Raw genomic sequence first — 17,868 nt, forward strand, 5'->3', positions numbered from 1 at the left:
ATTATGATTTTAAAAAAAATAAAAGCCCACCACTTATTTTTAATTGTTTCGATTCTTATTTTATTGATAGGAATGTGTAGAAGTACTGATTTAAATTCAGGTTTAGATATAAATATTCACTCTACTTATTTAGTTTTATCCAATTATGATTGCACATTAGTTTTGTTTACTACTTACTTTTTGATGGGAATATTATATTGGCTATTTGAAAAACTACCTCAAAAGCAACTTATAAAACCTTTGACAATAATTCATACCATTATTTTAATTGGAAGTTTTATAATCTATTGGTTAATTATTTTTCTTGATGATAAATTGTTTGTAATCGACCCTAATTTTCCTTTACTCAATTATAAAGATGAAATTATAAATATGACTTTAGTTTCAGAATTTTTGTTGATTGCTTTTTTAGCTATCCCAATTTTTATTATTAATTTATTGATAAGTCTCCTGAGACGAACTAACAATAATAAAATTTGATTTAAGTGCAAAGTTCTCAAAGTGTTTACGCAAAGTTCGCCACAAACAGCTTTGCGAACTTAATTAAGCCACTAACAAACGCAGCAAAAAAAAATACTTTGCGTGCTTTGCGGTAAAATTAATTCTGCAACATAGAAATTCGCTAATTTAAAATCTAAAATTCTAACTTGTCTGATTACCCCCTTACAATTGTCTCACCAACACCCTAACATATTGATTTTTAGATTGTAAATTTGTTATCTAACTTTCTAAATTACACAAAATGAGTGCGCAAGATTTTACCACGACCCTTATAGTTGACCAATCTCCGGAAGAAGTTTTTAATGCCGTTACCAACGTTCGAGGATGGTGGTCTGAACAAATTGATGGCAATACAGCCCAATTGAACGATGAATTTGATTATCATTATGAAGATATACATCGCTGCAAAGTCAAATTGATTGAGGTGATTCCGAATGAGAAGATTGTTTGGCTGGTAGAGAAAAACTACTTCAAATTCACAGAAGACGAAACGGAATGGACAGGCACCCAACCAACTTTTGAGATTTTTGAAAAAGACGGAAAAACGGCACTTCGCTTTACACATGTTGGTTTGGTTCCTGATTATGAATGTTTTGATATTTGCAAGGATTCCTGGACCAATTATATTCAGAATAGTTTAAAAAAATTAATTACCACTGGAAAAGGCCAGCCAAATGGCAAAGACAAACCGCAGACAGAAAATGAAAAGAGACTGAGTGCGAAGTAATTCTCTTTTTTTGGCTAAGAGAATAGTAGATTTGGCTACAATTCCCGTTTTGATGTTGCGAAACTTTGTAACATCAAAAAATTAGTACGATGAAAATTATAATTACAGGTTCTTTAGGGAACATTAGCAAGCCACTAGCTACAGCATTAGTGCAAAAAGGACATGATATTACGGTAATTACCAGCGATGCCGAAAAACAAATTGCGATTGAAGCTTTAGGCGCCAAAGCAGCCATTGGATCTGTTGAGGAAGTAGCATTTTTAACTTCAACTTTTACGGATGCAGATGCCGTTTATTGCATGATTCCGCGTGCGAATTATTTCGATCCGAATCTTGATTTGGATGCTTTTACACGTAAAATTGGAAATAATTATGCAGAAGCGATTTCAAAATCGGGTGTAAAACGTGTGGCCTTTTTGAGCAGTATTGGTGCACATTTAAAAGAAAATTCGGGTATTATTCAGCGTTACAATGAAATTGAAGCCGTTTTGAATCAACTTCAGGATGTGTCGATTACTTTTATGCGTCCAACTTCTTTCTATTATAATTTATTGGCCTATATTCCGATGATAAAAAATGCAGGAATTATTGCTGCAAATTATGGCGCAGATCAAACGATTCCGTGGGTTTCTCCAAATGATATCGCTGAAGCTATTTCTGAAGAATTAACAACTCCGCTTGACGGGAAAAAAGTTCGTTATGTTGCAAGCGAAGAACTTACTGGTGATGAAACGGCTCGTACTTTAGGAGAAGCTATTGGAATTACAGACTTAAAATGGAAATTAGTAAGTGATCAGGAAACTTTGGATAGTTTAGTTTCGATTGGCATGCAGCCTAAAATTGCTCAGGGTTTGGTTGAAATGTACGCAGCACTTTACAATGGTTCTCTTGGCGAAGATTATTACAACAATCGACCTGCAGTAATGGGAAAAGTAAAACTGGCAGATTATGCGAAAGAATTTGCTGCGATTTATAATCAAAATTAAGTAACTTGTACTATGGCAAATCATCAACCTTTGCGTATTAAAACGATCAGCGAATTTCATCAATTTAGAGATTTGCCTAAACCGGAACATCCTTTAGTGAGCGTTTATAATTTTGAAGATCTTAAATATCTTAATGAAGACGAACCTAAGAGTTTAATGCTTGATTTTTATTCTATTGCGCTTAAAAGAAATTCTAATGCCAAAATGAAATATGGCCAGCAGGAATATGATTTTAACGAAGGTGTTTTGATGTTTATATCGCCTGGTCAGGTTTTTTCTATTGAAGGTAATTCCGAATTACAACATACAGGATGGTCATTATTGATCCATCCTGATTTTTTGTGGAATACTTCTCTCGCAAAGAAAATCAAGCAGTATGAATATTTTGGTTACGCCGTTCATGAAGCGCTGCATCTTTCTGAAAAGGAAGAAAATATGCTAATAGGCATTATCAAAAATATTCGTCAGGAATATCAGTCTAATATTGATAAATTCAGTCAGGACGTGATTATTGCCCAAATTGAATTGTTCCTTACCTATGCGGAACGTTTTTATAACCGCCAGTTTATTACAAGAAAAATAAACAATCATCAGATTCTGGAACGCTTAGAAAAAGTATTGGAAGATTACTTTACTGATGATTCGCTCGTAAAAAAGGGATTACCTACCGTACATTATATTGCCGAAAATCTAAATGTTTCTCCTAATTATTTAAGTGGATTATTAAAGCTCCATACAGGTCAAAGTACGCAACAACATATTCACAATAAATTGATTGAAAAGGCAAAGGAAAAACTTTCGACTACTGATTTATCCGTTAGTGAAATTGCCTTTGAATTGGGTTTTGAGCATCAACAATCTTTTAGTAAGTTATTCAAAACCAAAACTAATTTTTCACCTTTGGAATTTAGACAGTCATTTAATTGAAAATAGAATAATGCAATTGCTTTATTGCAACTCTAATATTTTTCATAAATTAGTGCAACTAAAAACCAAAATTTATGAACCCTATTTTAAAGAATACTTTGGCCGTTATTGCCGGCCTTATTGTTGGAAGCATTGTTAACATGAGTATTATTTTAATGAGCGGTTCTATTATTCCGCCTCCAGACGGAGCCGATAACACCACTATGGAAGGTTTGCAAAAAACGATGCATTTATTTGAACCAAAACATTTTCTTTTTCCATTTTTGGCGCACGCTATCGGAACATTTTCCGGAGCGCTAACAACGTCCTTAATCGCATTTAATCACAGAACGAAACTCGGTTTAATTATTGGAGCTTTCTTTTTGCTTGGCGGTATTGTAAGCGTTTGTTCTCTGCCTTCGCCAATGTGGTTTACGGTTGTAGATTTAGTTTTTGCCTATATCCCAATGGCTTATTTGGCAATTAAGGTTGTCAAAAGAAGAGTTTAGAAAATGTTATTCTAAAAAAACATCAAATGAGCGGGAAATCAACTTCTATGAAACCAGCAAAAATGTGTTACAGTCATATTGGTGGAAAACTCGGTCAATTGCTTGCAGAAACCTTTGCCGATAAAGGCTGGATTGTTAAAAATAAACCCGCTGATAAACATTTTCATATTACCGAATTAGGTCAAAAAGAATTTAAAAAATTGGGTATTGACACTTCTCAAATCAAATCAGAAGATTTATAAAAAACTTCCTTTCTGTGGCTTTATTTCCTTGAAAACATACTTCTAAATTTCATAACTTAGTTTGTTTTTAATTTTAGAGTCATGACTAAGAAATATATTGCTCAGGAATTTTTAAAACTCGCTGCAAATGGGCATTCACATGAAGCTTTCCGGCTTTATATAGGCGAGAATTTTAAGCATCATAATGCTTATTTTAAAGGCGATGCCAATACTTTGATGATAGCAATGGAAGAATCTTCCAGAAAAAATCCGAATAAGACTTTCAAAATTCATCATGCTTTGAGAGATGGCGATTTGGTTGCGGTACACTCCTGTGTTAAACAAAATTCGGCTGACTTAGGCACAGCCGTTGTGCATATTTTTAGATTTGAAGCAGACAAAATAGTAGAACTTTGGGATTTAGGACAACCGATTCCAAAAGAAACAATTAACGAAAACGGAATGTTCTAGAAAAGAGTTTTCAGTTTACAGTCGCAGTTTACAGTTGCTGCAACTGAAAATTATGACTGCGACTGCGACTGAACAACCTGAAGCCTGAAACAAACAAACAAACAAACAAACAAACAAACAAACAAACAAACAAACAAACAAACTAAAAAACAAAACCCTCTTAATGAACGCTATTACCCGATTCTTCCCTCTGCTTTCTATCGTTTTTCTATTTTCTAACTGTAATTCTTTCGCCCAAAAAAAGGATAATTATGCTGCCAAAATAGACAGCTTAATCAAAGTTGCCGATCCTAAATTTAATGGCGTAGTTCTGATCGCTCAAAACGGAAAAACGTTATACAATAAAGCTTATGGTTTTGAAAATTTCGAAACTAAAAAACCTTTACAATTAGACAGCCAGTTTGAAATCATGTCTAACACGAGACAGATAACAGCGGTTTTAATCTTAAAAGAAGTTGAGAAAGGACTAATTGATTTACAGACACCGATCAAAAAGTATTTGCCAGAACTGAAGCAAACCTGGGCAGATTCTGTGACTGTTCATCAATTATTGAATCACACGCATGGAATAATTGACTTAGAAAAGCCGCTTTTATTTAAACCGGGAACTGAATTTAAATACGGAAATTTAGGATATAGTTTATTAGGGAAAATAATTGAAGCTACTTCCAAAAAAAGTTACTCAGAAGTAGCAAATGCGTTTTTTAAAGAATTAAAAATGAAAAATACTTTTTGCTATTCTAAAGATAAAATGAAGGATGTCGTTTCGGGTTACATTAATACAAATAACAAATTCGAACGAGTAGAAAAAACAATGATTACAACCGAAAGTATAGCTTCAAACGGTATTATTTCAACCGTTGGCGATTTGGCAATTTGGAATCAAAATTTACATAAAGGAAAATTGCTAAAGCCAGAAAGCTACCAATTAATGTTTCAATACGATATAACTGCACAACACGGCTTTTTTGGAAAAGAAAAAGAAGGTTATGGTTTAGGCATTAGAATTATTGAAAAAGATGTTATAAAATATGTTGGGCATACCGGTTTAGGAGATAGCTTTTCTTCGGTTAATGTATATATTCCCAAAAGTGATTTAAGTATGATTGTATTGGAAAATCAATCTAATGCTGATATGGATTTATTTTATGCGACCGAAATTAAAATCCGAAGCATTCTTTTTAAAAGCGATTTAGTTCATCCAAAAAAATAAATCATGGCAAAAAATAAAACGACAGAAACAGAAACCAGTGTTATAGATTTTATAAACACTTTTGTAGACGATGAAACAAAAAGAAATGATTCTTTTCAGCTTATTAAAATAATGCAAAGCGTAACGGGTTTTGAACCTAAAATGTGGGGACCAAGCATTATTGGTTTTGGAAGTTATCATTACAAATATGCCAGCGGGCACGAGGGCGATGCACCTCTTGCAGGGTTCTCTCCGAGAAAAGCCGCTATTTCCCTATACGTTTATTTATCTCCCGAAAATAGAGAAGATTTACTTTCGAAATTAGGAAAACATAGAGCTGCGAAAGGTTGTATTTACATCAAAAAAATAAGTGATATTAATGTCGAAATTCTCAAAGAAATGACTTCGGCTTCAGTTGAATATTTGCTAAAATTATATCCTTCTAAATAATCTTTACGAAACTTAATGAATAAAATATTTTCAGATAATAGTTCTCAGCAAGAAAATGACACATTTATATTAGAATCTATATTCTTTTTAATTTTTATAACGCTTATTTTATTTTGCATTTATAATCATAAAAACGTTCGTAAATATTTCGTTGAAAATTTTCCTGTTACTGAATTACGAAGTCATCGATTATATTTGGGATTGACTATGTTAACAATAATGGGTATCAAATTATCCTATGATTTTATATTAAAAGTTTGTTCTCAATTATAATAAATAAAAAAACATGATCCTTACCATAACACTTCTTTTACTAGCCGTTATATTTTATTTTTTATTCCATCCTAGATTTGGAAAACAACCTTCTGGCGATAGACTGTCCTTAATACAAAAATCACCTCAATACAAAAATGGAAAATTCGAAAACGAAAGTTTTACTCCGGAACTTGCAGAAGGTTATGGCTATTATGATGTTTTAACTGAATTTTTATTCAAAAAGGTTGACCGAAAAATCCCAACCGATCTTATTCCTTCCGTAAAAACCAATTTAAAAGAATTGCCTTTAAATCAGGATGTTTTAGTTTGGTTTGGGCATTCCTCTTATTTCATTCAATTAGAAGGAAAACGCTTTTTAATAGATCCTGTTTTCAGCGGGAACGCCTCTCCTATTTACGGCACTACAAAGGCTTTTAAAGGAACTGATATTTATACCTACGATGATATTCCGGAAATTGATTACCTGCTAATCACACATGACCATTATGATCATTTAGATTATAAAACCATTATGGAACTCAAACCAAAAATAAAAAAGGTAATCACGGCGCTTGGCGTTGGTTCGCATTTTGAATTTTGGGGATTTCCTGTAGAAAATGTTATAGAAAAAGACTGGCATGAAAAAATAGAATTAGATGAGAATTTGACAATTTATACCGCTCCTTCAAGACATTTTTCTGGCAGAAGTATCAAGCGCTGCAATACACTTTGGACTTCCTTTATTTTAGAAACGAAAAATTTCAAAATGTATTTGGGCGGAGATAGTGGTTATGATTCTCACTATGAAATAATTGGCAACAAATACGGTCCTTTTGATATTGCGCTTATCGACAATGGACAATATAATCCGGCATGGAAATACATTCACAATTTACCGGAAGATGGAATAAAAGCGATGAAAGACTTAAAGGCAAAAAGAGTATTTCCGGTACATAATTCCAAATTCCCTTTAGCTCTTCATTCCTGGGATGAACCTCTGATTAAAGTAACCGAATTGAATGCCAATTCAGAAAATCCTATTCCGTTGATTACACCAAAGATTGGAGAATTAGTGGAGTTGAAAAACGAAAATCAAGTGTTTCAACAATGGTGGAAAGGAGTGAAATAAATTTTAGATTGCAGATTTTAGATTGATGCGGAAACATCATGTTTGTCATTCCCAGGAACGAGGAATCTCCGCAAGTAGCTCGTCAAAGATTGTCGATTTTGATTGTAGAGTTACTTGCGGAGATTCCTCGTTCGGAATGACAAGAAATGAGAATGAAATTATTTATACATCCTATTCTCAATGAAATTACACAATTATTAAAACTTGAAACTAAAAAAACATTGAAACTAAAAATCAACCTTGTAGTCATTGCCTTTCTGGTAACTTTAAATCTGTTTTCTCAAAATACGTATGTGTTTTTAGGAAGCTACAATAAAGACAAAAATGCCGAATCAATTCAGATCTATCAATTAGATACTCTAAAAGGTAAACTAACCAAAGTAACTTCTGCAAAAAATGTCATAAATCCGTCTTACTTAACCATTTCTCCAAACGGAAAATATGTTTATGCCTGTACAGAAACCAAAACACCAAATGATGGAAATGTCAGCAGTTTTGAATTTAATACCGAAAATAAAACACTGACCTTTTTAAACAAACAGAAAAGCGGCGGCGAAAATCCGGTTTATGTTTCTGTTCATAAAAGTGGAAAATGGTTGGTTAATGCCAATTATACAGAAGGAAGCGTTTCTGTTCATCCTTTACTAGAAAACGGAAAAATAGATTCGCTTGCGCAGAATTTTCAATATGCAGACGGCAGTGTTCATAAGGAAAGACAAACGAGATCACATGTGCATTCAGCTGTTTTTTCTCCTCAAAATGATTACTTGTTTTTACCCGATTTAGGTGCAGATAAAATACGTTGTTATCGTTTTGATGAAACGGTGAAACAACCTTTAGTTGAAACCAATTTTCCTTTTATAAAAACAGATTTAGAAGCCGGGCCAAGACATTTTACTTTTCATCCGAATCAGAAATTTGGTTATTGCATCGAAGAAATGGCTGGTGCGATTAGTGTGTATCGATACTATAATGGAACGTTGAGTAAAATCCAAAGAATCAACACACATCCTGATAAAGTCACAGAAGGTTTTGAAAGTTCAGACATTCATATTTCGCCTGATGGAAAATTTCTTTATGCTACAAACCGTGGAAAAGAAAACAACATCGCTATTTTCTCTATTGATGAAAATGGTATTTTGAAAAACATTGGATATCAATCCACTTTAGGAAAACATCCAAGAATTTTTGCTCTTGATGAAAGCGGAAAATTCCTTATTGCCAGCAATGTTATATCTGGAAATGTGGTGGTTTTTAAAAGAAATGAAAAAACAGGATTGCTAAAGAAAACAGGAAACGAAATTAAAATGGAAAATGTTTCTTGTGTTCAGGTTAGAAGAATATAAATAATTGCCCACGGATATAAGTATTTATTTTTTTGTCATTCCGAGGCACGAGGAATCCCCGCAAGTAACTCCTCATAGAAAGGCGGACAATCTTTGTAGAGTTACTAGTGTGATCCTTCCTCTGTCAGGATGACAAACCATGACGTGAATCGGTGGCAAAAAATAAAAACAATAAAAAATGAAATCAGAAATTAATTTACAACCAGAAATTTTAGAAGACGATATTACCAAATTAGTTCCATTGAAGGAAACCGATTTTGATGCTTTATTTGAAATTGCTTCTGATCCTTTGCTTTGGGAACAACATCCAATAAAAGACCGTTATAAAAAAGAAGTTTTTCAGACGTTCTTTGATGGAGCCTTGAATTCTAAAGGCGGCTTATTAATTCTGGATGCGCTCACTAATGAGGCAATTGGTACTACCCGATTCTATGATTACAAACCGGAAAATTCAAGTATTGCGATTGGTTACACTTTTATTGGTCGAAAATATTGGGGTGGTCCTTATAATAAATCGAACAAAAAACTATTGATTGATTACGCTTTTCAAAATGTAGATTCGGTATTTTTCCACATTGGAGCTGAAAATTTCCGTTCTCAAAAAGCAGTTTTAAAATTGGGTGCAACAAAAGTAAACGAGATGAATTTTCCTCCGACTCCCGATGGTATTCTGCATTATGAATATGAATTGGTAAAAGGTTAAATGTTAGATGTTAGATGTTAGATACTCGTTAGTAGCAATAAATTAAATCTCTTACAAACTTTACTTTTTAATTTTTACTTTTCACAATTAACAATTAACACATGAAAAGAATAACTGTCTTCTGCGGTTCAAGTTTTGGAACCGAATCCATTTATACAGAGCAAGCCACATTACTTGGCGAAACATTTGCAAAAGAAAACATAGAACTCGTTTACGGCGGTGCAAAAGTAGGCTTGATGGGCGCAGTAGCCGATGGAGTTTTAAATAATGGAGGAAAAGCAATTGGCGTCCTTCCAAACTTTTTACGATCAAAAGAAATTGCGCATCTCGGTTTAACCGAATTAATTTTGGTAGAAAGCATGCACGAAAGAAAAACCAAAATGAATGATTTATGTGATGGCGTGATTGCGCTTCCGGGTGGTTTTGGCACACTGGAAGAACTTTTTGAAATGATAACCTGGGCACAATTGGGACTTCATAAAAAACCAATCGCTATTCTAAACATAAATGGCTTTTATGATTCTTTGATTGAGCTAACCAAAACTATGGTTGAAAAAGGTTTATTAAAAGAAGTGAATCAAAAAATGCTTCTGGTAAGTGATACTATTCCCGATTTATTACATCAAATGAGAAATTATACACCCCCTACAGTTGGAAAATGGATTGATAAAGACAAAATGTAAAGTATTATTATTAAATTAGTTACCCAAAAAATTACATCAAGTTTCACAATTCACAATTCACAATTCACAATTCACAATTCACAATTCACAATTCACAATTCACAATTCACAATTAAAAAAATGAAAACAGAAAATAACAAATTCGCAAAAGCCGAAATGCTTATTAGAAAACCTGTTTCAGAAGTTTTTCAGGCTTTTACTGATCCGGAAATCACAAGCAAATTTTGGTTTACAAAAGGCTCAGGCAAATTAAAGCAGGATAAAAAAACAGAATGGACCTGGGAAATGTATGGTTTTTCATTAACCGTCACGACCCATGTTTTACAGGAAAATAAAAAAATTGTAATTGAATGGGGAACTCCTGAAGAAAACACTTTGGTAGAATGGGTTTTCACGCCATTAAACGAAAATGAAACCTTTGTTAGCATAACAAATTCAGGTTTTAAAGGAGATACAGATAAAATAATTGATCAGGTTCGTAATTCTACCGAAGGCTTTACTTTGGTTTTAGCTGGAGCAAAAGCCTATTTAGAACATCATATTTTATTAAATTTAGTTTTGGACAGGTTTCCTAAAGGATTAGCTTAAAAGTTAATTTTGTTTCAGGTTTTAAGTTTCAAGTTCTACAGCAACTTGAAACCTGACCCGAGGCTGAAAGCCGAATTGGCGAAGCAAACTTGGAACTTTTTAAAACAAAAATTATGGAGACTAAAAAACCTATAACCATAGACGAATACATTGGTGGATTTCCGAATGATGTTCAGGAAATTTTAGAAAAAGTTCGAATGACGATTCAAAAAGCAGCTCCGGATGCTACCGAGAAAATCAGTTATTCGATGCCAGCTTTTGAGCAAAATGGGATTGTGGTTTATTTTGCTGCTTTTAAAAATCATATTGGTTTGTATGCCTTACCAAGTGGTCATGAAGCTTTTCAGGAAGAACTTTCAAAATATAAATCCGGGAAAGGCTCTGTTCAGTTTCCCTTGAATCAGCCTATGCCATTTGAACTGATTACCAAGATTGTAAAATTTAGAGTGAAAGAAAATCTTGAAAAAGTCAAAAAGAAATAAAATCCTTTCCATTTTCTTTTCTATATTGGGTACATTATTCACAACTGAATTAAACCATTTTCTATGAAACAATTGCAATTCTGCTTTATAGCTATTATATTTTTTACAAGCCATTTTATTTTTGCACAAGATGAGGCTGCAATAGAAAAAGAAATCATTGAATTACGTAAACCTTTTAAAGTTAAGCACGATTCAATTATGAAATCTTATAATGAAAATGAATTATTGGTTAAAACTGAGAAGGATTCAGTTAAACGAAATCAGCTGATTCTCAAAGGCGATTCTATATACAATCATGTTGACAAAAATTATATCGATGAATTAAAAGTTGAGTTAAAATTTGCAAAGGCACATCCAAACTCCATGCAAAGCTTACAAATGATCAAACTCAGAGTAAACCGGTTTGAAGGCATAAACTTTTACGATAGTTTCGTTGAAGTCTTTCAAAATTTTTCTCCTGAAATCAAAAACTCTGAAACTGGAAAACAAATGGCTGAAAAACTCAATAATATCAACCAAAACAAAGTTGGAAATCCTGCGCCAAAATTCATTTTAAAAGATGTAAAGGGTAAAACCGTTTCTTTAGATGACTTTAAAGGCAAATATGTTTTAATTGACTTTTGGGCCAGCTGGTGTGCTCCATGTCGGGAAGAACTTCCGTTCATTAAAGAATTATATTCAAAATACCACCAAAAAGGATTTGAGATCATTAGTATTACCAAAGATGAAAAATCAGATCTATGGAAAAAGGCTATTGCAAAAGAAAAAATAGAATCCTGGACTCATTTTTCCTTAAAAGAAAATCAAACTGATATTGATATAAAATATGCCGTTACGGGTATTCCACATAAAGTTTTGATTGATAAAAACGGAATTATAATTGGAAAATGGAAAGGCAATCGTGAGGTTAACAAAAATGAAATAGACCAGCTTTTCAAATCTATTTTTGAAGCTGAATAATTTTTTAGATGAATTTACAAGAACATTATAACCAGCTTTATAAAAAATCTTCAAAAGCTATTTTGGAAGGAAATTATAAAGTTGATCACCAAATTAATGACGCATCGGATTCCCGATTCGGAGTAACTTTATTGATTCGTCCAAGCGATGAAATTAAAGCTCAAATTCAGTTGTTTTTAGATAAACTGAGAGAAGTAGATTCCCAACAATACTATTATCCTAATTCAGACATTCATATTACGGTAATGTCGATTATTTCTTGTTATGAAGGTTTCACTTTGGATAAGATAAGGATTGAAGAATATATCGAAATCATTCAAAAAAGTTTACTTGAGGTAGATGAAATTAAAATCGAATTTAAAGGCGTTACGGCTTCAACTTCTGCAATAATGATTCAGGGTTTTCCAACGGATGAATCTTTAAATAATTTAAGGGATAAATTGCGTGAGAATTTCAAAAAATCAATTTTACAGCAAAGCATCGACAGCCGTTATGCCATCGCAACTGCACATTCAACGGTTCTGAGATTTCAGGAAAAACTAGAAAATCCAGAGAAACTAATGGCTGTTGTAGAAAAATTTCGAGATTACGATTTTGGAGAATTTACAGTTGATAAACTCGAATTAGTTTATAATGATTGGTATCAGCGCAAAAGCAATACTATTGATCTTGCTGATTTCTATTTATAGTTTTTTTTACTTAAACTTCCCAAAATGCCATAATACACCCGAAGGATCGTGTAAAAAACATTCGCTTCCCCAATCTAAATGACGCGCTGGAGTTAATTTTACTCCATATTTTTCTGTTAGGTTTAAAGCCAAAAGCTCTCTATAATAACGATCGACATCATCAACTTCTAAAAAAATCATGGTGTTTTCAATCCATTCTTTTGCATAATAATCCTGAAGATAAAAAGCGATTTCTCCTGTCTTGAAGACAGAAAATTTGGGATCTAAAATCACTTCTTCGAAACCTAAATCTTTATAAAAACTTCTGGAGATTTGAAAATCTTTGGCACCTACGAATGGTCTTATTGATTGAACTTTGTGTTGCATTTTGCTTCTTTATTACTCAAAACCTAATTGTTTTCGCAAATCTAAATTGAAACTATATTGTTCCTGAACTGAAATTACTTTTCTCGAGCATTTGTTAATATCACTGCCTTCGACGGTCCATAAAAACGGATAAAAATTAAAAACTTCATCTCCTTTTAATTTAGAAACGTCATCTCTCCATCCGTTCCATCTGTTGCCTTCATAAAATTTATCCAAATCATTATTAAAGCAAAAACCTAGAAATTCAGAGTAAGTAATATCAAGAGGTTCAAATTCAAGATTATCCGGAGAAAAATAATAAATTTTGCCTAAATCTTTTCCCAGTCCGCCTCCGTTTAAAAGATAAAAACCGCCAATTGCATCATCTGCAATTAATAAAAAAGAAGGATTTTCTCCTAGTTCTTTATAGGATTTTCCCTTATTCCAATCCGGAAGTGTACGATTAAATCTTAAATTGCCTGAACCCAAAATTCGAATCCAGCCATCATCAATTAAAAGACCGCCTGTCATAAAAACAATTGCCCCCATCGACGAATGTGTCGAAACCTGAACTTTATATAATGTTTCTTTTGCTTTAATATCCTCTACAGGCAAAACTTCAACCTTGTTTTTTGCCGTTTTAATCCAACCTTCAACAGTTGTCCAAGCCGGATCTTTTTTATCTATAAGTTCTTCAGCACTTTTCATTTTGTTTTGTGCAGTTGCAATAAAAGTTATAAATATAAATGCAAGTAATAAGAAACTTTTTGTCATTTGTTCTATTATCTATTTTCTAACTCTTCTTCAAAATATTCCCCAAACCTCGACCAATCTGTTCAATTGCTTCAAGACCTTTGGTTAATGGTGTCGCAGTAAAATCTTCATAAGCATCCATAGAAGTTACTTTGTTATCGTCTTGCGGATACACCAAAATCAGGTTATTTTCGCTAAATGATTTTTCGAATTTCTGAGGTAATTTATCAAAAATGGATTGGTACGATACAGAACCTTTTCTTGATAAATTGAAAACAATCAAATCGGTTGATTTAATTTCATCTGAGATTGCATCGAAATCATCCCAGTCTAAAATACTTTTGAAACCTAATTTGGCATTCAGTTTCAAATAATTGGCAATTTGCTGAATTGACTGATGCGTTTTATATTCGGCATAAATCACAATCGGAATACTTAATTCCTGTGATAAGCGACAGATTTTCTGAATCAGAAGTTGAAATCCTACTCCTCTTTCAGAGAAAGGCGGACAAATGAAAACTAACCTTTTTTCTTCTATAAAGTTTCTTTCGAAACGACAGATAAACAAACTTTTATCAACGTTATTAATAATTGAATCTACGTTTTCACCAAAAATTTTATCTAAGAAACCCGTTTTTCGCGGCCAGCCCACAATCACAATATCCGACATTATTTCTTTTGAAGTTCTTGCAATTCCACTCGCAGGATTATGGTCAATTCGGGCAATTGTGTTTATTTTTACTTCTGATGCCGAACCCTGGATCACGAATTTATCAACTGCTTTTCGGTATCTTAAAATATTTTTTTCAGCCTGATCGTTATTCGGAACAATTGTCAATAAAGTAACGGGATTCGATGATTTTTTATCTTTGATCAAAAGCGCAAAATCTAATAAACTTGATGTTGCAGAGGTTTTCGCCAACGGAATCAAAATATGTTCATCTAAAATTTGATCTTGATGAGCATCTTCATGAGAAACTTCTTCTTCGCAAATGGCAATTTTTTTCGCTGCTTTTTCTGTAGCAAAAGAAGCTACGATACAGGTAATTAAAATCAAGATAATCGTTCCGTTTAGGATATTTTCATCTAATATTTTAGCTTTATACCCCACTAAAATAACGGCTAAAGTAGCTGCGGCATGCGCACTGCTTAAACCAAAGATAAGTTGTCTTTCAGTTTTGGTATATTTAAAAACGATCTGGGTAAAAAAGGCAGCAAACCATTTTCCGAAAATGGCTACAACACTCAATGTTCCGGCTACGATTAACGCTGTTGGGCCACTTAAAATCACACTAATATCAACTAACATTCCCACAGAAATCAGGAAAAACGGAATAAACAATGAATTCCCAATAAACTCAATTCTATTCATCAATGCCGATGATTGCGGAATTAAAGGATTCAGGGCCAAACCGGCAACGAATGCACCAATAATAGGTTCTACTCCTGCTACTTGTGCTAAAAATGCTGCAAAGAAAACGACAGAAAGCACAAAAATATAATGGGCATGTTTTTCACTTTCAAGTTTCTTAAAAAACCATTTCGCAATTCTTGGAATAACCAAAAACATAATAGCAGAAAAAATAATCAACGAAGCAGTTAGTTTTAACCAAAAAGCCTGATTCAGATTTCCTTCACTACTTCCCATAATAACAGCCAAAATAATCAGAACGGCAGTGTCGGTCAAAATAGTTCCTCCCACTGTAATGGCAACTGCCTGATTTTTTGCAATTCCCAGTTTACTCACAATTGGATATGCAACCAAAGTATGCGTTGCAAACATACTTGCTGTTAAAAAACTGGCATTAAAATCATATTTTAAAAGGTAAAAACAAACGGGAAAACCAATAGAAAGGGGGAAAATAAAAGTAAAAAAACCGAATAATAAACTCTTATTCTTGTTGGCTTTAAACTCATTCATATCGAGTTCTAAACCTGCAATAAACATTATATAAAGCAGTCCAATAGTTGAGAATAAATCTACTGCCGAATTTTTAGCCAGAATATTAAGTCCGTGAGGGCCAATAATTACTCCTGAAATAATCAAACCTATAATTCCGGGAATATTAATTTTCTTAAGTAAAATTGGCGATAATAAAATGATGAAAAGTATTAATGAAAAAATCAATACTGGATTGCTAAGTGGCAGTTCAAACTCTTCTAATAAATTCCTGAAAAATTCTATCATAATGTGGTTTTAGCTCCTGTGTGGTATATAAATTGTCTTAAAAAAGACATTTTCAGCATTCAGACAAAATACCCAAAGTTGCAGTTTATTTCGATTATTAAAAACTAAAAAAATCAGTCTTTTCTAGTAATAGCTATTTACAAAAATACCTAAAAAAATCCCGAACTTTTTATGAAAGACCGATATTAAGTAATTAAATTTACTTCTTTGCCAAATTATTAATATTTAATATTTATTTTAACAAAACTGCAACATTAACAATCAAAAATAAATCATCATTGCATTATTCAATTATCTTTGTCTTAATAAAAATTGTACAATGGAAGAATGTATCTCTGTTTTTGATATGCTTAAAATTGGCGTTGGCCCTTCAAGTTCACATACTTTGGGACCGTGGCGCGCTGCTGAACGTTTTTTAGAAGAGTTAAAAAACGAATCTATTTTGGAACAAGTTACCAGAGTCAAGGTTGATCTATATGGCTCACTTTCCTTAACTGGCAAAGGTCACGCTACTGATTTGGCCGTTATGCTTGGTTTAAGTGGCCAGGACCCTGAATATATTCCGGTAGACAATATTGCAGGGATTATTAAAACGATCGAAACCAAAAATGAAATCATTTTAGGGAATCAGATTACGATTCCGTTTTATTTTCTTCAGGATATTGTTTTCAACAAAGATTTTCTTCCTTTTCATGCTAACGGATTAAAATTCACTGCCTACAAAGCCGATGATTCTGAATATGAATCAATATTTTACTCTATTGGAGGAGGTTTTGTAGTTAAAGAAGAACGTACCAATGCCAAGATCAAAGAAGAGATTAAATGCGCTTTCCCCTTCCCGATTCAAAATGCTGTTGAGCTTTTAAATTATACGGTTTCAGAAAACAAATCAATCTCAGAGATTGTTTATGAAAACGAAAAATCGATGCGTCCGGAAGAAGAAATTCACTCTGAATTAATGCGCATCTGGAATACGATGTTAGAGTGCATGTATATTGGATGCCATACAGGAGGAATTCTTCCTGGCGGACTACATGTTCGCCGAAGAGCTTTTGATATGCATCAGAATTTAATTGGTCTGGCCAATTATGATAATCCACAATCCTGGCTGGAAGAAATTAGAAAAACCGAAGTTAAATTCCGCCAGATTTTAAAATGGGTTAGCTGTTTTGCACTTGCTGTGAATGAAGTAAATGCGTCTTTAGGCCGTGTTGTTACTGCCCCAACTAATGGAAGCGCTGGTGTAATTCCGGCTGTTTTAATGTATTATTTGGTAATTGAAAACCATAATGCCGGAGAAAAAGAAATCAAACAATTTTTGATGGTTGCCGGAGAAATTGGAAGTATCTTCAAAAAAGGATCAACTATTTCTGCTGCAATGGGTGGTTGTCAGGCCGAAATTGGTGTTTCGTCATCAATGGCAGCGGCGGCACTTTGCGAATTAATGGGCGGAAGTCCTGCTCAGGTATTGATGGCTGCCGAAATTGCCATGGAACATCATCTTGGTTTAACCTGCGACCCAATTGGTGGTTTAGTTCAGATTCCGTGTATTGAAAGAAATACTATGGGCGCTATAAAAGCCATAAATGCTGCCGAATTGGCTTTAGAAACTGATTCAAAAAATGCAAAAGTACCTTTGGATAAAGTAATTAACACCATGTGGCAAACTGCAAAAGACATGAATTCCAAATACAAGGAAACTTCTGAAGGCGGATTGGCAATTGCGGTTAATATGGCTGATTGTTAGAATATAATTACTTAATTTTGCAGTCAAAAAAATTTCG

Annotated in this window: 21 protein-coding genes; 18 read left to right on the top strand and 3 right to left on the bottom strand. The window is 33.3% G+C overall.

The genetic code is table 11. The features are described from left to right. The first annotated feature begins 3 nt into the window (after positions 1-3). The 17 genes from IRZ99_RS08515 (at position 4) to IRZ99_RS08595 (ending at position 12,798) form a co-directional block, all read left to right on the top strand. Positions 4-480, top strand: coding sequence for a hypothetical protein (locus IRZ99_RS08515; RefSeq protein WP_194656874.1), 477 nt, complete (start codon positions 4-6; stop codon positions 478-480). 262 nt (positions 481-742) lie between these two features. Then, positions 743-1,228, top strand: a complete 486-nt coding sequence (locus IRZ99_RS08520; protein ID WP_194656875.1) for an SRPBCC domain-containing protein — start codon at positions 743-745, stop codon at positions 1,226-1,228. Between the two features lie 89 nt (positions 1,229-1,317). After that, positions 1,318-2,214 carry an NmrA family NAD(P)-binding protein gene (locus tag IRZ99_RS08525; protein ID WP_194656876.1) on the top strand — a complete coding sequence of 299 codons (897 nt, stop codon included), beginning with the start codon at positions 1,318-1,320 and terminating at the stop codon, positions 2,212-2,214. 12 nt (positions 2,215-2,226) lie between these two features. Next, positions 2,227-3,141: an AraC family transcriptional regulator gene (locus IRZ99_RS08530; protein WP_194656877.1), complete on the top strand. Its 915-nt coding sequence runs from the start codon at positions 2,227-2,229 to the stop codon at positions 3,139-3,141. A gap of 74 nt (positions 3,142-3,215) precedes the next feature. Then, positions 3,216-3,629 (top strand): hypothetical protein, encoded by a 414-nt coding sequence (locus IRZ99_RS08535; protein ID WP_194656878.1) that lies wholly within the window; start codon positions 3,216-3,218, stop codon positions 3,627-3,629. Positions 3,630-3,655: 26 nt separating this feature from the next. Continuing rightward, positions 3,656-3,871 carry an ArsR family transcriptional regulator gene (locus IRZ99_RS08540; protein ID WP_194656879.1) on the top strand — a complete coding sequence of 72 codons (216 nt, stop codon included), beginning with the start codon at positions 3,656-3,658 and terminating at the stop codon, positions 3,869-3,871. A gap of 81 nt (positions 3,872-3,952) precedes the next feature. Next, positions 3,953-4,321 carry a nuclear transport factor 2 family protein gene (locus IRZ99_RS08545; RefSeq protein WP_194656880.1) on the top strand — a complete coding sequence of 123 codons (369 nt, stop codon included), beginning with the start codon at positions 3,953-3,955 and terminating at the stop codon, positions 4,319-4,321. Between the two features lie 163 nt (positions 4,322-4,484). Next, entirely contained in the window at positions 4,485-5,534 is a 1,050-nt protein-coding gene (locus IRZ99_RS08550; RefSeq protein WP_194656881.1) for a serine hydrolase, read from the top strand. Positions 5,535-5,537: 3 nt separating this feature from the next. Next, positions 5,538-5,963, top strand: coding sequence for a DUF1801 domain-containing protein (locus IRZ99_RS08555; RefSeq protein ID WP_194656882.1), 426 nt, complete (start codon positions 5,538-5,540; stop codon positions 5,961-5,963). A 286-nt stretch (positions 5,964-6,249) separates the two neighbouring features. After that, positions 6,250-7,347, top strand: coding sequence for an MBL fold metallo-hydrolase (locus IRZ99_RS08560; RefSeq protein ID WP_194656883.1), 1,098 nt, complete (start codon positions 6,250-6,252; stop codon positions 7,345-7,347). A gap of 221 nt (positions 7,348-7,568) precedes the next feature. Continuing rightward, a complete protein-coding gene (locus IRZ99_RS08565; RefSeq protein ID WP_194657090.1) occupies positions 7,569-8,693 on the top strand; it encodes a lactonase family protein in 1,125 nt (374 codons plus the stop codon). A 178-nt stretch (positions 8,694-8,871) separates the two neighbouring features. Further along, positions 8,872-9,396 (top strand): GNAT family N-acetyltransferase, encoded by a 525-nt coding sequence (locus IRZ99_RS08570; RefSeq protein WP_194656884.1) that lies wholly within the window; start codon positions 8,872-8,874, stop codon positions 9,394-9,396. A gap of 101 nt (positions 9,397-9,497) precedes the next feature. Continuing rightward, positions 9,498-10,079 carry a TIGR00730 family Rossman fold protein gene (locus tag IRZ99_RS08575; RefSeq protein ID WP_194656885.1) on the top strand — a complete coding sequence of 194 codons (582 nt, stop codon included), beginning with the start codon at positions 9,498-9,500 and terminating at the stop codon, positions 10,077-10,079. A 120-nt stretch (positions 10,080-10,199) separates the two neighbouring features. Beyond that, entirely contained in the window at positions 10,200-10,667 is a 468-nt protein-coding gene (locus IRZ99_RS08580; protein WP_194656886.1) for an SRPBCC family protein, read from the top strand. Positions 10,668-10,780: 113 nt separating this feature from the next. Next, positions 10,781-11,149 carry an iron chaperone gene (locus IRZ99_RS08585; RefSeq protein WP_194656887.1) on the top strand — a complete coding sequence of 123 codons (369 nt, stop codon included), beginning with the start codon at positions 10,781-10,783 and terminating at the stop codon, positions 11,147-11,149. A gap of 63 nt (positions 11,150-11,212) precedes the next feature. Then, on the top strand, positions 11,213-12,109 hold the full coding sequence (locus IRZ99_RS08590; RefSeq protein ID WP_194656888.1) for a TlpA disulfide reductase family protein: 897 nt from the start codon (positions 11,213-11,215) through the stop codon (positions 12,107-12,109). An 8-nt stretch (positions 12,110-12,117) separates the two neighbouring features. Beyond that, a complete protein-coding gene (locus tag IRZ99_RS08595) occupies positions 12,118-12,798 on the top strand; it encodes a 2'-5' RNA ligase family protein (protein ID WP_194656889.1) in 681 nt (226 codons plus the stop codon). A 6-nt stretch (positions 12,799-12,804) separates the two neighbouring features. On the opposite strand, the gene IRZ99_RS08600 is transcribed toward IRZ99_RS08595, so the two are convergent. Genes IRZ99_RS08600 through IRZ99_RS08610 form a run of 3 tightly spaced genes read right to left on the bottom strand, consistent with a single transcriptional unit; the run spans position 12,805 to position 16,084 of the window. After that, complete coding sequence (locus tag IRZ99_RS08600) at positions 12,805-13,164, bottom strand: VOC family protein (protein ID WP_194656890.1); 360 nt, start codon at positions 13,162-13,164, stop codon at positions 12,805-12,807. 12 nt (positions 13,165-13,176) lie between these two features. Continuing rightward, positions 13,177-13,917 (bottom strand): DUF2625 family protein, encoded by a 741-nt coding sequence (locus IRZ99_RS08605; protein WP_228519057.1) that lies wholly within the window; start codon positions 13,915-13,917, stop codon positions 13,177-13,179. 19 nt (positions 13,918-13,936) lie between these two features. Then, on the bottom strand, positions 13,937-16,084 hold the full coding sequence (locus tag IRZ99_RS08610; RefSeq protein WP_194656891.1) for a cation:proton antiporter: 2,148 nt from the start codon (positions 16,082-16,084) through the stop codon (positions 13,937-13,939). Positions 16,085-16,403: 319 nt separating this feature from the next. Between IRZ99_RS08610 and IRZ99_RS08615 the strand changes: the two genes are divergently transcribed. Next, positions 16,404-17,831 carry an L-serine ammonia-lyase gene (locus IRZ99_RS08615; protein WP_194656892.1) on the top strand — a complete coding sequence of 476 codons (1,428 nt, stop codon included), beginning with the start codon at positions 16,404-16,406 and terminating at the stop codon, positions 17,829-17,831. Positions 17,832-17,868 lie beyond the last annotated feature (37 nt).

The organism is Flavobacterium sp. LC2016-12 (assembly GCF_015351595.1).
GTDB lineage: Bacteria > Bacteroidota > Bacteroidia > Flavobacteriales > Flavobacteriaceae > Flavobacterium.